Here is a 16541-nt window from a genome sequence, read left to right on the forward strand (position 1 = left end):
GACCCGATGCACACCTCCACCAGCACTCCAGCTGCACATCACCACTCCGCGCGCACTCCGATGAGTCGTCGCATCAAATGCAACTCATCGGGGTTGCTGCCTGAGAAGTTCCTTTATGTCAAGCCGTCAGGGGACCCTGGTCACTCACAGCTACTTTGGGGCTGGTCGCACGGACTCGAGCGGAGGGCCTCGTGGGCCGCCTGCTCGATCACCTCAGCCGCCGCGGCGTCCGCCAGCCTCCACCGGCCCGGATCCCGCGCAGCCTCCCGCCGGCGAGCCTGCTCCAGTCGCGCTCACGCATTGCGGCCGCTGCCCTGGGCGACGGCTGCGCCAGCACCGTGCGCAGCATGGCCACGCCCTCCTGCTGGTTCACCGCCGCCTCCGCGCCAGCGCCGCGACGATCTCCGCCTCCCGCTCCTCGCGGTGCCGCGCCATCTCCGCACGAGCCGCCCGGAACGCCTCGTTCGGGCCCGACCGCAGCGTGACGTCGACCACAGGCGGCGGTGCCAGCGCTTCCGCACGACTCACCCGAGGTTCGTCAACGAGCTCGACACCGGCTGCGGCCTCCATGAACTCCCGCGCCCGCCCGCGCTCCTCCTGCTCCTCGCGGCGCCGGGCGTCGGTCGCGGCCGCGCGCTGCGACCGCGACGGCAGCGCCTGGCCGTCGTCGTCGAGCCAGGCAGCGAGGCGATGCCGCACCCAGCCGGGAATGTGCCGCAGCTCGTCCACGCTCGACCACGTGTATGTCCACCGGCTGTCGTCGGGGCGGACGTCCAGCGCGTGCAGCACGTCGGCCACTGTCCAGCCAGCGACGAGGAAGGCCCGCAGCATCCAGCGCAGGTACCAGGGCGTCATGTGCCGGAGCACGTTCGACTCCTGCCGGAGGCGTTCGCAGGCTGCGAGTCTGTCGCGTTTGGTCCTCGGCGATTCGTGCAATGCCCATGTCGGCGAGATTCGTGGGCTGCGGCGGCCATCGCGGAGTGCCTCGCGCGTGCGCGTGGGATCTTTCTTGTCTCTCTCAGGGAGAGAGACAGAGGGGGGTTCACTTATGCGTTTATCCTGGTCAGAGCTGGTGTAATCGGTCGAAACAGGCGTGATGTCGCGACGGATGCACAGCACCCAGACGGCCGCGCGGTTGCCTAGGCCGTCGTCTTCCAGGCCCGCGCTCGTGCCTTTGCGGAAGCGGACCGTGGTGCCCTCCTCGACCACACCGAGCCAGCCGCGCTCTCTGAGCCACCTGACCCAGCGCTTCACTGTCGCCTTGGACAGGCCGGTGCGCTCGCAGATCCTTGCGATCGTCGGCCGGGAGCACATGGTCGTCCAGTCGGCCGCCCAGGCGATCACCTGGGCGACACGGAGCAGGTTGCCGTACCCGTCGTAGCGGAGGGCCAGCACGTCAGGGTCTTCTCGCAGGGCGCGCAGGAACGTCTGCTGGTCGGGGGTGCGGCGCATGCCGCGCGGCACGGACGCGAGGACGAGCGCCTTCGAGGGCGACAGGACTTCGGCCCAGCCGGCCACCGCCGTCACTCCGGAACCCCTGCGTGGGGAGCCGCAGGGGGCGGCAAGATCATTCCGCGTATATTCCGTGAGAGGCGGCACTCACGGGCCGCGACTGGTACACCGTGGCACACGCCAAAAGTTAAGCGGCTGGCGTTGCCGCAGGTCTGGTCGGAGGTTTGGTCCGATCCGGCGATCGTGTCCGGCGGCATGCACCGCCCATACCGCCCCATAGTCTGTACGAGTGGGTCTGAAGGAGGAGCGAGCGGGTCTGGACAGCGGCGTCGCAGGCGGGCGCACCCGCCGGGACGGCGAGCACACGACCGTCACAGGCGCGGGTCCCGATCTCGGCGGGAAGCGGGAGGTCGGACGGCCGGCGGAGGAGTTGGAGAGCGGGCGGCTGGCGGAGGAGCTCGCGGGCGTCGCGGATGCGTACGGCGGTACGGGGCCGACCATGCTCCACCCCACCAGGACCGACGTGGTCGTGCTGCGCAGGGGCGAGGTGGTCGTGAAGGCGCACTCGCGCCGCGACGACGTGGAGTCGCTGCGGCCGCGGCTGCGCGCGGTGGCCTCCGCCGCGCTGAGCGGGGTGATGCTGGCCCCGCTGGAGCCCGAGGTGCTGAGCGTGGCGGGACGCGCGGTCACGGTCTGGCCCGCCGGACGTCCGGTGGCCCACGACGATCCCGACGGCGCCCCGTGGGAGGCGGGGGCGAGGCTGCTGGCCCGGTTACATGCCGTCCCGCTCACGCTGGTGCCCGCGTTACCCGCGGCCGGAGGGCCCGCGAGGGCGGCGCGCGCGGTGCGGCGGATGTCCGGTGACGGGCCCGTCGAGCGGCTCGTCCGCCGTACGTTCGAGGAGCTGCCCGAGCCCGAGCCGCTGCTGCCCGGCTTACTGACGCACGGCGACTGGCATCTGGGCCAGCTGGTCCACCGCGACCGCTGGCTGCTCATCGACGTCGACGACCTGGGCATCGGCGATCCCGCCTGGGACCTGGCCAGGCCCGCCGCCTGGTTCGCCGCCGGGCTGCTCGACCCGGCCGTCTGGAACCGGTTCCTGGGCGCCTACCTGGCGTCGGGCGGGCCCGCGCTGGGCGGCGACGACCCCTGGCGGCGGCTCGACCTGCCCGCCAGGGCGCTGACCGTGCAGCTGGCCGCCGTGGCCGTCGTCAACGCCGAGCGCGAGGGCCGGGAACTGGATGAGGTGGAACACTCGTTGATCGAGTCGTGCAACAGAATCGTCCGAGCGTGACAGGGGTCGCGCGCGGTAGGTTGCTCCTCAGAACCCGAGGCCAAGGAGACCGAGTAGATGCAGTGCCCCAAATGCCGCGGTCACATGCGGACATACGAGCGTAACGGGGTCCACATCGAGCAGTGCGACAACTGCCGTGGGATCTTCCTCGACTACGGCGAGCTCGAGACCCTCACCCAGATGGAGTCGTCGTGGCACGCCGCTCCCCCGCCTCCGCCGCCCGCGCACGGGCCGTCCTGGGGGGCTCCGCACGGCGGCCACGGCGGTCACTACGGCCACCACCGGCAGCGGAGCTGGGTCGGGATGCTCTTCTCGACCTGATCTGCCGAGGGCCGCGCACCGGGAGGTGCGCGGCCTCGCCGTCAGCCGGGGAACTGCTCCGGGTCCACGTCCGAGGTTTTGGCGTTGCCGCCGGAGATGGCGTGCAGGGTGATCCGCCAGTCGTGCCAGAGGATCTGCGTGGCGGTGTAGGTGGTCTTGAACTTCACCGACTTCTGGAACCGTTCGAAGCTGCAGTCGCGGGTGAACGAGCTGCTCTTGCCGTCCCAGTCGACGCCGTGCGTGAAGAAGATCTTGTACGTGCCGTCGCGCACGCCCCGCACCTTGAACTTCGACTTCTTGCGGACGTAGACGCTGAACGCCTTGGAGCCGCCCTTCACCACGGTGACGACCGCGTCGCGGGAGCCGCCGTTGTCGATCTGCAGCGAGCTGCGGCCGTTGAGGGTGTCCTTGCGCAGGTAGTGGCCGTTGCCGAGGCGCCTGTTCTGCTTGCCCTTGGCCTTCACCGTGACCACGTCGGCCGGGAAGCCGCCGGCGCCCTGGAGCGCCTCCCCCGCCTGGTCGAGCGCCTTGAGCTGGCCGTTCAGGTCGGTGAGGACGGCCGAGGAGGTGCACAGCGCGCGGCTGCCCACCTTGCCGGCGCTGGAGCCGAGCGAGGAGGCGAGGTCGCGCAGGCTGGTGACGTACGCGTCGTGCTGGGTTTTGACCTCCTGCGGAGGCGACAGCGCGGCCAGTTCGTCCGCCGAGCTCTCCAGCGCCTGCTCGGCCGTCCCGAGACGCTGGTTGAGGGTCTTGACCGTGCGGGCGCCCGCCATCGAGTTGAGCGCGTCGAGCATCGTCTTGTGCCGGCCGCTCAGCTCGCTCTTGTAGGCGTCGGCGGTGAGCGCCGCCGGCGCGGTCGCGCTCGGGTCGGCACTGGTGCCGGACGGGTTGCTGACGGGCCCGCCCGCGACCCCTCTGGCCACGGGCTCGCCGCCCGTCGGCCCTGGAACCGTCGAGGTGCACGCCACGGTGGACGCGGTGAGGGCCGCCAGGGCGAGCGCGCAGGAGATCAATCGGGGGGCAGACACCTGCCACACTATCGCCCGGTTGATCCCTACGCGTCAATCAGGATTCCGACAGGCCGTCGTACCTGTCCTGCCTGAGCCACCTGGTGATGCCGAGGGTCTCCAGGAACGGCAGGTCGTGGCTGGCCACGATCAGCGCGCCCCGGTAGCCCGCCAGCGCCTGGGCGAGCCGGCGGACGCTGGGCAGGTCCAGATTGTTGGTCGGCTCGTCAAGCAGGAGCAGCTGGGGCGCCGGTTCCGCCGACAGCAGCGCGGCCAGCGTCGCCCGGAAGCGTTCGCCGCCCGACAGCGTGGCGGCCTGCTGCCCGGGCCGCTCGCCCCTGAACAGGAACCGCGCCAGGCGGGCGCGGACCTCGGTCACGGACGCCGACGGCGCCAGGGCCCGCACGTTGTCGAGCACGCTGAGCGAGTCGTCCAGCAGGTCGAGCCGCTGCGGCAGGTACCTGACGGGCACGTGCGCGCCGTGCTCGACGATCCGCCGGAGCAACGTGGTCTTGCCCGACCCGTTCGGCCCGAGCAGCGCGATCCGCTCGGGCCCGCGCACGACCAGCTCCGCGAGCCGCCGCCCGCCCCCGGACGGTCCAGCACCCCGCTCGACCGGTTCCGCGCCGCGCTCCAGCGGCAGGAGGAGGGCCGTGCGGCCGGCGGGCAGCTCGGTGTCCGGCAGCTCGACCCGGATCACCGCGTCGTCGCGGACGGCCTGCTCGGCCTCGGTCAGCCGGTCACGGGCCTCCTCCAGTTTCTCCAGGTGCATGGTGCGGTGCTTGCCCGCCGCCACCTGGGCCTGCCGTTTCCGCTCCTGCATGATGATCTTCGGTTCGCGTTTGGACGCGTACATCTTCCTGCCGTACTGCTTGCGGCGGTCGAGCTTGATGCGGGCCTCGACCAGCTCACGCTGCTGCCTCCTGACGTCGGCCTCGGCGACCCTGACCATGCGCTCGGCGGCGTCCTGCTCGGTCGCGAGGAGCTCCTCGTAGTCGCTCAGGTTGCCCCCGTACATCCGCACGCCGCCGTCGCGCAGGTCGGCGATCTGGTCGACGCGTTCGAGCAGCTCACGGTCGTGGCTGACGACAACGAGCACGCCCTGCCAGGCGGCGACGGCCGCGTACAGCCGCTCCCGCGCCTCGCGGTCGAGATTGTTGGTGGGCTCGTCGAGCAGCAGCACGTCCGGACGTTTGAGGAACTGCGCGGCCAGCGCCACCATGACGGTCTCACCGCCCGACAGGGTGGCGACGGTGCGGTCCAGGCCGACGTGGTCGAGCCCGAGCCGGTCCAGCTCGGCCCTGGCGCGTTCCTCGACGTCCCAGTCGTCGCCGACGGCCGCGAAGTGCTCCTCGGAGACGTCCCCGGCCTCGATGGCGTGCAGCGCCGCGCGGGCGCGGCCGATCCCGAGCAGGTCGGACGTGGTGCGCACGGCGGCCGGCGCGAGGTTCTGCGGCAGGTGGCCGACCGCTCCCGCGACGCTGACCGACCCCGACAGCGGGGTCAGCTCGCCCGCGACGATCCTGAGCAGGGTGGACTTGCCGGACCCGTTGACCCCGATCAGCCCGGTGCGCCCGGCGGGGAAGGCGGCGTCGAGGCCGTCCAGCACCGGGGTCCCGTCGGGCCAGCCGAAGGAGACGTGGTCGATGACGATGGCGAAAGACATGAGGCGGCTCCCATCACAAAAGTCGAAATTTCGTGACTTTGCGGGAAACACTGCGAATGCGCAGCGCAAGGATCTCGCCGAGGTCCAGGAAGGTGCGCACGTGCCCACGACAGGGCGGAACGGCGCGGTGCCCGCGACCTCAGATCCTCACGTCAACTGCCCCCAGGGCTCGGCTATACGGCGCGCGGAACTTTATCCGACCGATCGCTCACCTGGCAACCCCTCTCGCCCGGTGCGCGGCCACGTTCACCCTGTTGGCGCAGGCCAGCGAGCAGAACCTGCGGCGGCCGTTGCGCGAGGTGTCGACGTAGACGGTCTGGCACCCCTCACGGTCGCACCGCCCGAGCCGCCGTCCGCCGGAGAAGCAGATGGCCATGGCCAGCCCGCCCGCGGTGGTGTCCCTGGCCCTGGAGACGATGTCGGCGTCGACGGAGAAGAAGTGCAGGTGCGGCTCGCGCCCGTCGTGCGCGCTCACGTACGGCTTGGACGCGGTGACGTCCAGCAGGTCGTTGATCAGCTTGATCTGGACGTCCTGGTCCTGCTCGCCGAAGACCGGTTCGAGCTCACGCGCCCACTCCTTCAGCCGCTCCGCCTGCTCGGGGGTGAGCTCGGGCCTGAGCATGCCGTTCGCCGTGAGGATCGGCTCCAGCGCCGAGGGGCTGAAGTCGGTGGCGTTGACGAGGTCGGCCGCCAGGGCCGCCCCGTTGCCGCCGTAAGCATTGAAATGCATAAGGCCATTACATCAGATTGGGGTCATGCACTCCGGAAACCCGCACGATCCCCTCGCTCTCACCGTCGTCTCCACGCACGCCACCTCCGACGGCCTGGTCTCCTACCTGCGCTGTTCCTGCGGGGCGTGGGAGGTGCGCACCGGGAGCCTCGTCGGGTGCGTGTCTCCCCGGGCCAAGACCATCGACGGACCCGGCGTCCCGTCCTAGAGTCGGCAGCAGTCACTCTCCGGGAGGTCAGGTATGTCGAGCATTCCCGCCCTGCTGCGCGACCGGATCACGGCCACCCCGCACGCCGAGGCGTACCGCACCCGGTCCGGCGACGACTGGACCTCGGTGACCTGGCGCGAGGTGGGCGAACAGGTGCGGGAGCTGGCGCTCGGCCTGGCCGCGCTGGGGGTGGGTCCCGGCACCACGGTGTCGATCCTCAGCTCGACCAGGCTGGAATGGATCCTCGCCGACCTGGCGGTGCTGTCCACCGGCGCGGCGACCACCACGATCTACCCGTCGAACACGGCGGCCGAGTCGGCGTTCGTGATCGGCGACTCCGGCAGCACGATCGTGGTGGCCGAGGACGACGCCCAGGTGGCCAAGCTCAGGTCGGTACGGAGCGAACTGCCCGGCGTGACCCACGTCGTGGTCATCGACGGCACGCCGGGCGACGACGGCTGGGTGGTCACGCTCGACTCCGTGCGCGCCCCTGACAACACGGACGACACGGACGACACGGGCGGGTACGACGCGATGGTCGACGCCATCGGCCCCGACGACCTGGCCACGCTCATCTACACCTCCGGCACCACCGGCAGGCCCAAGGGCGTGGAACTGACCCACGACAACTGGCTCTACGTCTCGCGCGCGGTGCGCGACCTGAACCTGCTCTCCGGCGACGACCTGCACTTCCTCTGGCTGCCCCTGTCGCACTCGTTCGGCAAGCTGCTGGAGGTCGTGATGATCGACATCGGTGTGCCCACCGCGATCGACGGCCGCCTGGACCAGATCGCCGACAACCTCGGCACGCTGCGGCCCACCTTCATGGCGGCGGCGCCGCGCATCTTCGAGAAGATCCACAACACGGTGGTGGCCACCGTCCAGCGCGAGGGCGGCGTCAAGGAACGCCTGTTCGGCTGGGCGCGCGCGACCGGCCTCCGGGTCTGCCGGGCCAGGCAGCGCGGCGCCGCCATCCCGTTGACCACGCGCGCCGAGTACGCCCTGGCGGACCGGCTGGTCTTCGCCAAGCTGCGGCAGCGGTTCGGCGGCCGGATCCGCTTCTTCATCTCGGGGGCCGCGCCGCTGTCGCAGGACATCGCCGAGTTCTTCGACGCGGCCGGGCTGACGATCCTGGAGGGCTACGGCCTGACCGAGTCGGCGGCGGGCAGCTTCCTCAACCTTCCCGACACGGTGCGGTTCGGCACGGTCGGCCCGCCGCTGCCCGGCACCCGGGTCCGCATCGCCGACGACGGCGAGGTCCTGATCGGCGGGCGCGGCATCATGCGCGGGTACCACGGCCTGCCGGAGGAGACCGCGCAGGCGCTGGAGGACGGCTGGCTGCGCACCGGCGACATCGGCGAGCTGGACTCCGCCGGGCGGCTGCGCATCACCGACCGCAAGAAGGAGCTGATCAAGACCTCGGGGGGCAAGTACGTCGCGCCCACCTACCTGGAGGGCCGGATCAAGGCCGCCTGCCCGTACCTGTCGCACGTGTTCGTGCACGGCGACCGGCGCAACTACTGCACGGCCCTGGTGACGCTGGACATGGACGTGGTCGTCCCGTGGGCCGAGGCCGAGGGCCTGCCCAAGGACCCGGAGGACCTGCGCGAGCACCCCCGCATGCGCGCGGAGGTCGAGAAGGCCGTCGACCAGGTCAACGCCGACCAGGCCGGTTACGCGACGATCAAGAAGTTCGCGATCCTCGCCGAGGATTTCACGGTGGCGACGGGCGAGCTGACGGCGAGCCTGAAGATCAGGCGCAAGGCCGTGGAGGAGCGCTACGCCTCGACGCTGGACTCCTTCTACGACGGCTGATCACGGAGGGCGCCTCGGGTGATCTCCCAGTTGCGGGTGCGCCCCCGCCACGGCGGCGACCTGGTGGCCGTCGGCACGGTCGCCTACGTGTGCGTCCGCGACGGGCGGGCGGCGCCGCTGCCCGCGATGCTCACAGCACCCGCTTGGCTCCGGGCAGCGAGCGCACCAGGTAGGCCAGCCCCCAGCACAGCGGCAGGGAAACGGCCGCCGCGACGGCGAACTTGACGATCGCGATCGCGTGCAGCCCGCTCAGCGCGTAGCCGACGGCGACCAGCACCAGCGGGTGGATGATGTAGACGGTGAACGCCTGGTCCGACAGGAACCTGCCGCGCGGGCCCTGATGGTTGTACCGCTCCCTGAACAGCACGACGAGCCCGATGATGATGCTGACCGCGAACGTGGACTCCCAGGTGGCCGTCACGGCGGTCGCGACGAGGCCCGTGGTCATGCCGGAGAGCGGCAGCAGCACCGCGCTCGACAGGGCGGCGACGAGCAGGCCGATCCGCCCGGCCCGGCGCGACAGGGCCTGGAACCAGCCGCGCCTGAAGGCGATGAGCCCGAGCACGAACATGCTCGCGTACTGCGGCAGGAAGTACGGGGTGGGCAGGCCCAGCACCGGGACGTAGGTGTCGACGGGCACCGGGATCCGCCACAGCGTCGTGGCCACCGACAGGCCGAGCGCGAACAGCACGATCCAGCGCGCCTTCGGCGCCGACGGGCGCTCCTGCGCGGGCCCGCCGAAGCGCCGCCAGAGGACGTAGAGCGCGGCGAAGACGAGCAGCACCTCGACGAACCACATCGGCCCCGGGTCCCAGGAGCCGAGGTAGAACTGCCAGTACGGCAGGTGCTTGTAGGCGCCGTAGGTGCCGAGGGTCACCAGGGGGCGCAGCAGCAGCAGGAAGACCATCAGCGGGATGCCGAGCCGTACCAGCCGGTCGCGCAGGAACGCCCTGCCGCCCTTGCGGTCGTACGAGCCGGGGGTGAAGAAGCCGGAGATGAGGAAGAAGAAGCCCATGAAGAACGCCTGGTTGAAGGTGACCAGGATGTCCAGCACGACGCCGGAGCCGTCGCGCGCGGGCTCGTTGTAGTACCAGAGCGGCATGTTGCCGTAGGTGAGGGCCACGTGGTGGGCGACGACCAGCGCCGTGAGCACGATACGCAGGTTGTCGATGGCGAACAGGCGCGGGCGGGTGAGGGTCGGGGTGGGGGTGGAGGCGGGGGTGGCTCGCGGTTCGGCCTTCATCGGACCGCCCTTTCGAAGAGGTCGGCTAGTTCTCTGGCGTGCGCGTCGAGGTCGTGCCCGGGGCGGACGACCCAGTAGGCGAACATGTTGTCGATGGCCGACGACTGGGTGATCGCCATCACCCGGACGTCGAACTGCCGGAACTCTCCGCTCTCCTGGCCGAGGCGGTAGATCTGTTCCAGCGCCTGGTAGACCTCCTCGTTGGCGTTGATGCCGTAGCGGGGCTGGCCGTCGGCGTCGCGCAGGTTGTAGAAGATCTCGCCCAGCGCCTTGAGCTGGGTGCGGTGGCCGCGCATGTGCTCGGCGACCGACAGGATGTGCGTTCTCAGCAGCTCGGTGGCCGTGGCGACGCCCTCCGTCCTGGCCATGACGTGGTCGGCGATGCCGGCGTAGAGGCGGTTGACGACCTCCTCCATCAACGCGTCCTTGCTGGCGAAGTGGTAGGAGATGACGCCCTTGCTGATGCCCGCGTGCTTGGCGATCTGGGCCAGGGACGCACGGGCGAACCCGAGGTCGGCGATCACCTCGACGGCGGACGCGATGATCTGCGCCCGTCTCGCCTCTTCGATGAACGTCCGACCCTTCTGGCCGTCCGTTCCAATTTCTGACCGCATGGCCAAAATTTAACACACACGGCCAGACAGTGCGCGCGCCCGCGTCGCGCTCCTCGCCGGGAGATCCCGCGGGCGGCCCGTCACGGCTACCTGACGGACAGCGACCTGCGTATCTCGTACGCGCGCAGCGCCCGCTCGCCGCCGTCCCGCAGGACGAAGAGAACGCCACGGTCGTCTCGGTACGGCCGGCGATGGTCGAAGCCGCCGAGATGGATCTCAGTGGGAATACCGTCGGGAAACGCCTCGCACGAGGGCGCACGCCGATCCGGATCCAGGCGGTCGCACGCGTCGCAGATGCTCGGGCGGCGTCGCATCATCCCAGCACTCCCGTCGTGGGGTCGAACACGGGGCCGTCGAAATCGTCGTCATCGTCGATCGGCGGGCGCGTGGACCTGCGGCGGCTCACCGACCTACCCTCGGTGTCCACGATGCGTCCCGGCCAGGCCTCGCCGGTGATCGCCCCTCGCTCCCGCATCTCGTTGAGCCGGGCCAGCGCTCCACTGATCGCCTCGTCGTCGATCCCCTCCGATCTGAGCATGTCGCCGATCCCGGCCGGGTCCAGCTTCCTCACCTTGGTCATCGTCTCCTCGCTGAGTGGCCGCGCCGTGCTGATGAACCGGGCCACGAAGTTCGACAGGATCGGCTGCTTCGCGGACTCGGGGAAGGCGTGCTCGAAGTCGAACTCCACGACGCCGCCCGTCGCGGACCTGCCGAGGTTTCCCCAGTTGCTGTCGCCGTGGCCGGTGAGGTAGTGGCGAACGGCGATCATTTCCTGCTCGCGCTCGGGGAAGTCGTCGACCGAGCTGACCGTTCGCAGGTCGGGCATGTACTCCTGCATCGTGTCGCGCTTGCCGTCCCAGTCCCAGGCCGTGGTGGTGGGGACATGACCGAATCCGAGCATCTGGTCCAGGCGGTAGGCGCTGACCTCACGACCTGAGCGCCCGCCCGTGCCCGCCGGAGTCTCCTTGTCCGGCCTGAGCACTCCGTGGGTGCCGTCGTCGAACGTCACCCGGCGGAACCCGACGTTCAGTCGGCCCGCATGGTGCCCCCTCCGCCACTCCTCGGAGGTGATCCTTCGCCGGCGCAGCTCCTCCTCCCTGCTGGGCTGCGGGTCCTCGTACAGCTTCCGCCGCGGGATCTTGCAGTGCACCGCCACGTTCGTGGCCCAGAACGCGACATGCTCCGGCTGCAACTGCTCTTTCAGCCTCCTCCAGTTGCTGAGGTTGCCGAGGTTGTGCTCGTCGATGAGCCGGGTCGCCTCGTCGCAGGCCCAGGCCCTGTCCATGCCCGCGAGCGGGTCGTTCAGGAAGATCTGTGCGATGCGTCTGGCCTCGCTCACGTCCGGTGGCCGCGACGAGGCCGCGTCCTGCTGCGCTGGCGCCCTCTTGTACGGTTCCGGTTGCGGCGGGAAGAGCTTGTTCAGGCCGATGCCGAACCGCTGTGACACCTCGCCACCGATGAACAACTGGGCTCGCGTGTTCTGTTTGAACTCGCCGACGAAGCCCTCCCAGTTTCGCAGGTCGCCGAGGTTGTAGCGGTCGATGAGGACGGCGGCGGCGTCGATGGCCTGCTTGAACGGAAGCTCGTCGATGCGCCTGGCCTCGTCCGCGGCCTCGCGCCAGGGGGTCGGCGGACGGGTCTCGTCCGGGATCACCGCTTCCGGGATCACCGCTTCCGGAGCTTCCGGGGTGGGTGACGGGGGCGGCGAGGGTTCCGGCTCGTGCTTCGGTTCCAGCCTCGGCGCAGGGTCGGATGGCGGAGTCTCGTCTCCTCTTGACGGTGGCAGACCGTGGTCCCTGATGCTGTGTGAGGCGGAGGGGGCGGGCGTGGGTTCCGCGGGTGGCCGCTGCTGCTGCGCGCCTGGCTCGACGAGCCGGTTCAGCGGGATCTCGAAGTGCTCCATCATCCTTCTGACGTAGAAGGAGCGCGTCTCACTCGTGACGTCGAACGAGTCTCGGAAGCGACGCCAGTTCCGCATGTCGCGCAGACCCAGTTCCTCCATGAACGAGACCAGTTCCTCCCGGGTCTCCCGCAATCGCAGGTATCCGGTGACGGAGATGTCCTCGAGGGCGGCCTTGTACTCCTGTTCAATGCGTACCGCTCGAGAGATGGTGAGCGGGTCGACGCGGGAGTGGAACCCGCCTCCCTGGGGGTCGTGGCCGAACGGCGGCCGCGTGCGCGCGTGGATGAGCTCGCGTGGGCTGCCCCCGGTCCATGGGAGGTTCTCAGGGCTGTGGTGCCGGTCGATCACCTGACCGATCGCCCGCGCGAGCGGGCGGGGGCTTTCGGCGAGCCGGTGCTCGGTGAACGCCTCGGCGATCATGTCGTGCGCGTTCGTGGCTCCGTAGGTGGACAGGTTCCTCTCGACGGCCTCGGGAAGGGAGCCGTCATAGGAGCGGAGGACATCGAGCACGGCCATGTTCAGCTCGCCTCGTACGGCCGGATCGTCGAGAAGCCTGGTGGCCAGGTGGTGGCCGAACTCATGGTGGACGACGCCCTCGATCGAACCGCCGCCGGGGACGGTCCATCCAGTGGCCTCCTCGCTCGCGCCGAGCTCCGGTAGCGCGGCGCGTTCGTTGAGCGCCGAGATGCTGAAGTACAGGCCCGGCTGGTCGCCTGTGGTCGCGAACGCGTCCAGGTCCCGGACGTTCGGGTCGCCGATCTCGGCGAAGTCGGCTGATCGAATGTGCTTCAAGGCGCGGAAGGCCGGCTCGTAGTCCTGCCGCAGGCGCCGCATCGCGTCCGTGACCTTGTGGCTGACCTCGGTGTCCAGGCCGTGCAGCTCGACGTGCGGCCCGGCGGCGAAGGCCAGGTCAGGGGCGGGGGCCGAGTGCGGCGCGCTCGTGGTGGGTGCAGGCGAGACGCCAGGCTGCGTCGCGGGCGCGTGCGCAGGCGAGACGCCGGACTGCGTGGTCGACGCGGCACCTGGTGGCTCGGCCGGCGTCAAGCCGGGCTGGGTCGCGGGCGGAGCGCTTGACCGCGCGGCTGACGGCGTCGTCACGGTGCCGTCGGCCGCGGCCGGCGTAGCGTCAGTGGCGGCTGCTCTCACCCCGTCACCTGCGAATCCGGCTGGTGCGGGGGTGTCGAGCCTGGTGGACACCAGGAGTTCCCGCACCTTGTCGAACGAGGGATCAGGGCGTGCGCTGTCCGGCACGGCCTGACGACTGCTGTCATGAGGCTGCTGGGCGGGGCGTCCCGGCAGGTCGCGCGGTGAGTCAGCGCCGCTGGTGCGTTGCCCCACCCCGTCGCGCGGTGACTCGGCCCCGACGCCGGCGCGCTGCGTCGGCTCCGTTCGCCCCACGGGCTCCGGCTGGCTCGCCGGCATCCGGTCACGGCCGGCCGGTTGGGTGCCACTGGGCGGAGCCGTACCCTGGTGGCCGGGGCCGTTGGCGCTGCCGGCGCGACCGTCCAGAGCCTGACCGGCGTAACCGGGCGAAAGGGCGTGACCGGAGGCGCTCACCTGACCCGCAGGGCCCACGTGGCCCGCGACACCCGGACGCACCGATGCGTCGGCCTGCCTCGCCGCGCCGGAGGACTCAGGAGCGCCAACGTCGCGCGGAGCAGCGCCGGACAGGTCGCGGGCGAGGGTGGCGGCCGGAGGCGGTGCGTCGGACGGGCGGAGCACGGCCCGGAACGTGTCCACGCTGAACGGGCCGGCCATGTTCGTGCGGGCCGCCCCCGCCATCATGGCCCCGAGCAGCGACTCTCCCGTCGGCAACTGCCACTGGTTGTAGATCAACCCGTTGGCCAGCATCCCCGACGGCACGGCAACGGCCGCGCTCGTCAGCCCGGTCTGCAACACCTCCCCGGGATAACGACGGATCTTGTTCATCACCCCGGGCACGCCGCCCGCGGCTCGGTTCAGCGCGCTGATCCCGGGAAGGCGCCCGACGATCGCCGAGACGGGCCTGGCCACCTTGCCCGCGAGCAACGCCCCGATGCCGTCTCCCAGCGCAGAGGACGCGGTCATCTTCCCGTCCCAGGAGGTACGGGTTCCGCGCTCAAGCTGTTCTCGTTGCGCGACGGCGTCCGCCATGACCCCTTCGGCGATCTCCGAGGGCACCTCCCTGACCGCGTGACTCGTGACCGCCCTGGCCAGCAGTCCCTTCCCGGTGACCGGCCTGCTCAGCAAGGCAGGTTTCGCCATCGCACCGGGTGCGTACCGGCGACCGGCCGCTTTCGCGAGCCAGCCGATCACCTCGTCCACGAACGCCCTGAACCGTTGCACACAGGACCCGATCACCTGCCTGGCCACTGCGGCGGTGACGGGGGCGATCAGCGTGGTCAGGGCGGTCGTCCCGATCGCCGTGACGGTGATCCAGAAGCAGACGTTGATCACGAGCTTGGCGTACTGCGTGTCCCGGGCGAAGCTGTCGTGCTGCAGCGCGTAGGCGTGCGCCAGATCCGCCAGCGCGGGCAGCCCCCCACCCTGCGCGACCAGCAGCTCGGCCTGCTCCCTGAACCGGTCCGCCGACGGCCCCGCGTAGCCTTCGAGGACGAGATCGCGAGCCGACCCGCCGGCCTCCGCGAACTCCAGCGCGGCCCGCCGCCAGTCCTCGAAGGCCACGGCCAGCTCGGCGTGCCTGCTCTCGCTCGCCTCTGGCCACATCTGGCCGGACGACAGCAGCGCGATCAGGTGATCGATCCAGTCGGGGAACGCCTGGCCCCACGCCGGAGTGACGTCCTCGGCGAAGCCCGCGCTGCCGATCGTGTCGTCCCGCACCTCAACCGGATGGGCGGCAGCGGGGAGCCCACGCCCCGTGCCAGTGCTCACATCCATCCCCGCCCTACCTGGGGTCCACCTGGCCGATCCGCGTCCGTGTGGACGCGGCCACCTGCGCGTCCGCCTCCACCACCTGGGCCACGCTGTCGTTCAGCACCCGTGCGGCGCTGACGGCCTCGCCTGCCAGGCGACCGCCCGTGGTGAGAAGCGTGCTGGGGCCGCCGCCGGCCATGTAGGCCTGTTCGAACTCCCGCCCGGCCGCGTCGTGGCCCCATGGCGTGGCGGCGTTGAGGCTCTCGATCCTGGCGGCGGCGTCCCGGAGCCGCTCCTCCAGAATCGTGGCCGCCGTCTCCCACCGGCGCGCCCCTTCGGCGGCGACCTGCCGCTGGATCATGAGCCGGTCCGTCATACGCCCCCTCGTCAGACCATTTCGACAAACCGTAATGAGTTGATCAACAGTTCAAAAATCGGCGAAATGACGAGACGGGACGCACCGAAGGCGTGCTCCCCACGGGGAACAGGCCCCTTAGAACCTGAGCCAGCCCGCCCTGGCGTACCAGGTGCCGCCCGCCGTGAGGTGGTCGCCGATCGCCCGTTCGAGCGCGGTGCGGCGGGGCAGCTCGGCGGCCTCGGCGTCGGCCCCGAAGACGAACGCCAGCATGCCGCCCCCGTCCAGGCGTTGCAGCAGGTGGAAGCGGCGCTGGAAGGCCACGATGTTGGAGCCGGGCAGGTACGCGGCGAGCTGGTCGTCGAGCAGCCACGAGTGGCAGGTCGCGACCTGGTGCCGCTCCTCGGGGAAGTGGCGCGGGAAGAACTCTCTGGCCCGCTCGAACGACGCGTCGCACGCCGCCGCCGTCAGCGGGCCCTTGAACTCGGGGATGTGCACGCCGAGCGCCGGATCTCCCGGCCCGGCGGGCGCTCCCGCCGCGGCGACGCCCTCGCCGGTGGCGCCGCGGAGGCGGGTGCGTTCGAACTGGAGCCTGCCCAGGTCGTACAGGATGCCGCGGGCGTGCAGCGTGAACCACCAGGGCGCGTGCAGGCCGCCGGTGCCGTGCCGCCTGCGGTGCACGGCCATGTTGCGGCCCAGGTCGGTCAGCGTCGCCCAGGACACCTCGTCGGGGACGCCGTGCTCGCGGTGGTACTCCCGCGTGTACGGCAGCGCCGCGAGGAAGACGTGCACGAAGAAGTACGGCCCGAACCCGGCGGGCAGCCGGGAGGGGAACGCGGGCGGCCGGTCGAGGCTGCCCATGGTGGAGACCAGCGAGTGGACGCACCGCTCCGCCAGCCACCACCTCCGGCTGCCCCGCTCGGGGACGTCGGCGAGGACGGCGGCGATGTCCTCGTGCGGGACGGCCAGCCTGAGCAGCTCCGTGGTGAGGTCCCGGGGGAAGGAGAGGTCCAGGCCCCCCAGCGACTCCAGGTGGCCGAGCCAGTCGGGGTGGGCCTCGCGCACTGCGTCGATGTCCAT

The 16541-nt window shown here is 70.8% G+C and carries 15 protein-coding genes; 4 read left to right on the top strand and 11 right to left on the bottom strand.

Going from position 1 to position 16541, the window contains the following annotated elements:
* Positions 1-208: 208 nt before the first annotated feature.
* Both ABT294_RS26700 and ABT294_RS26705 read right to left on the bottom strand, forming a co-directional pair.
* A complete protein-coding gene (locus ABT294_RS26700; protein ID WP_350809003.1) occupies positions 209-373 on the bottom strand; it encodes a hypothetical protein in 165 nt (54 codons plus the stop codon).
* Positions 370-1527 carry a helix-turn-helix domain-containing protein gene (locus tag ABT294_RS26705; RefSeq protein ID WP_350809004.1) on the bottom strand — a complete coding sequence of 386 codons (1158 nt, stop codon included), beginning with the start codon at positions 1525-1527 and terminating at the stop codon, positions 370-372. The genes ABT294_RS26700 and ABT294_RS26705 overlap by 4 nt, the downstream gene beginning before the upstream one ends.
* A gap of 214 nt (positions 1528-1741) precedes the next feature.
* On the opposite strand from ABT294_RS26705, the gene ABT294_RS26710 reads away from it, so the two are divergent.
* Positions 1742-2746 carry a phosphotransferase gene (locus ABT294_RS26710; RefSeq protein WP_350809005.1) on the top strand — a complete coding sequence of 335 codons (1005 nt, stop codon included), beginning with the start codon at positions 1742-1744 and terminating at the stop codon, positions 2744-2746.
* A 57-nt stretch (positions 2747-2803) separates the two neighbouring features.
* A complete protein-coding gene (locus ABT294_RS26715; protein ID WP_350809006.1) occupies positions 2804-3067 on the top strand; it encodes a TFIIB-type zinc ribbon-containing protein in 264 nt (87 codons plus the stop codon).
* A 41-nt stretch (positions 3068-3108) separates the two neighbouring features.
* On the opposite strand, the gene ABT294_RS26720 is transcribed toward ABT294_RS26715, so the two are convergent.
* From ABT294_RS26720 to ABT294_RS26730, 3 genes are all read right to left on the bottom strand, one after another.
* Positions 3109-4095 (bottom strand): hypothetical protein, encoded by a 987-nt coding sequence (locus ABT294_RS26720; protein WP_350809007.1) that lies wholly within the window; start codon positions 4093-4095, stop codon positions 3109-3111.
* A 37-nt stretch (positions 4096-4132) separates the two neighbouring features.
* The gene (locus tag ABT294_RS26725) at positions 4133-5740 is read right to left on the bottom strand and encodes an ABC-F family ATP-binding cassette domain-containing protein (protein ID WP_350809008.1); all 1608 of its coding nucleotides are present in this window, start codon (positions 5738-5740) and stop codon (positions 4133-4135) included.
* A gap of 208 nt (positions 5741-5948) precedes the next feature.
* The gene (locus ABT294_RS26730) at positions 5949-6470 is read right to left on the bottom strand and encodes a CGNR zinc finger domain-containing protein (protein WP_350809009.1); all 522 of its coding nucleotides are present in this window, start codon (positions 6468-6470) and stop codon (positions 5949-5951) included.
* Between the two features lie 25 nt (positions 6471-6495).
* On the opposite strand from ABT294_RS26730, the gene ABT294_RS26735 reads away from it, so the two are divergent.
* On the top strand, positions 6496-6678 hold the full coding sequence (locus ABT294_RS26735; RefSeq protein ID WP_350809010.1) for a hypothetical protein: 183 nt from the start codon (positions 6496-6498) through the stop codon (positions 6676-6678).
* Positions 6679-6711: 33 nt separating this feature from the next.
* Positions 6712-8493 carry an AMP-dependent synthetase/ligase gene (locus ABT294_RS26740; RefSeq protein WP_350809011.1) on the top strand — a complete coding sequence of 594 codons (1782 nt, stop codon included), beginning with the start codon at positions 6712-6714 and terminating at the stop codon, positions 8491-8493.
* A 130-nt stretch (positions 8494-8623) separates the two neighbouring features.
* Here the strand turns inward: ABT294_RS26740 and ABT294_RS26745 are convergent, their stop codons facing one another.
* The 6 genes from ABT294_RS26745 to ABT294_RS26770 all read right to left on the bottom strand — a co-directional run bounded on the left by ABT294_RS26745 (position 8624) and on the right by ABT294_RS26770 (position 16541).
* Positions 8624-9736 carry an acyltransferase family protein gene (locus tag ABT294_RS26745; RefSeq protein ID WP_350809012.1) on the bottom strand — a complete coding sequence of 371 codons (1113 nt, stop codon included), beginning with the start codon at positions 9734-9736 and terminating at the stop codon, positions 8624-8626.
* A complete protein-coding gene (locus tag ABT294_RS26750) occupies positions 9733-10350 on the bottom strand; it encodes a TetR/AcrR family transcriptional regulator (protein WP_350809013.1) in 618 nt (205 codons plus the stop codon). Before ABT294_RS26750 ends, ABT294_RS26745 begins: the two co-directional genes overlap by 4 nt.
* Positions 10351-10436: 86 nt before the next feature.
* Complete coding sequence (locus ABT294_RS26755; RefSeq protein ID WP_350809014.1) at positions 10437-10667, bottom strand: hypothetical protein; 231 nt, start codon at positions 10665-10667, stop codon at positions 10437-10439.
* Complete coding sequence (locus tag ABT294_RS26760; protein ID WP_350809015.1) at positions 10664-15073, bottom strand: WXG100-like domain-containing protein; 4410 nt, start codon at positions 15071-15073, stop codon at positions 10664-10666. The genes ABT294_RS26755 and ABT294_RS26760 overlap by 4 nt, the downstream gene beginning before the upstream one ends.
* Positions 15074-15137: 64 nt before the next feature.
* Positions 15138-15482: a hypothetical protein gene (locus ABT294_RS26765; RefSeq protein ID WP_350809016.1), complete on the bottom strand. Its 345-nt coding sequence runs from the start codon at positions 15480-15482 to the stop codon at positions 15138-15140.
* Positions 15483-15599: 117 nt separating this feature from the next.
* Positions 15600-16541: an acyltransferase domain-containing protein gene (locus ABT294_RS26770; protein ID WP_350809017.1), complete on the bottom strand. Its 942-nt coding sequence runs from the start codon at positions 16539-16541 to the stop codon at positions 15600-15602.

The sequence above is a fragment of the Nonomuraea sp. NPDC000554 genome, from assembly GCF_040300065.1.
Classification (GTDB): Bacteria; Actinomycetota; Actinomycetes; order Streptosporangiales; family Streptosporangiaceae; genus Nonomuraea.

What these genes read in the sequence shown, in the direction of transcription:
- ABT294_RS26755 (WP_350809014.1), bottom strand. Translation starts at nt 10,667, where the DNA reads ATGATGCGACGCCGCCCGAGCATCTGCGACGCGTGCGACCGCCTGGAT.
- ABT294_RS26725 (WP_350809008.1), bottom strand. Translation starts at nt 5,740, where the DNA reads ATGTCTTTCGCCATCGTCATCGACCACGTCTCCTTCGGCTGGCCCGAC.
- ABT294_RS26740 (WP_350809011.1), top strand. Translation starts at nt 6,712, where the DNA reads ATGTCGAGCATTCCCGCCCTGCTGCGCGACCGGATCACGGCCACCCCG.
- ABT294_RS26730 (WP_350809009.1), bottom strand. Translation starts at nt 6,470, where the DNA reads ATGCATTTCAATGCTTACGGCGGCAACGGGGCGGCCCTGGCGGCCGAC.
- ABT294_RS26715 (WP_350809006.1), top strand. Translation starts at nt 2,804, where the DNA reads ATGCAGTGCCCCAAATGCCGCGGTCACATGCGGACATACGAGCGTAAC.
- ABT294_RS26765 (WP_350809016.1), bottom strand. Translation starts at nt 15,482, where the DNA reads ATGACGGACCGGCTCATGATCCAGCGGCAGGTCGCCGCCGAAGGGGCG.
- ABT294_RS26770 (WP_350809017.1), bottom strand. Translation starts at nt 16,541, where the DNA reads ATGGACATCGACGCAGTGCGCGAGGCCCACCCCGACTGGCTCGGCCAC.
- ABT294_RS26750 (WP_350809013.1), bottom strand. Translation starts at nt 10,350, where the DNA reads ATGCGGTCAGAAATTGGAACGGACGGCCAGAAGGGTCGGACGTTCATC.
- ABT294_RS26735 (WP_350809010.1), top strand. Translation starts at nt 6,496, where the DNA reads ATGCACTCCGGAAACCCGCACGATCCCCTCGCTCTCACCGTCGTCTCC.
- ABT294_RS26745 (WP_350809012.1), bottom strand. Translation starts at nt 9,736, where the DNA reads ATGAAGGCCGAACCGCGAGCCACCCCCGCCTCCACCCCCACCCCGACC.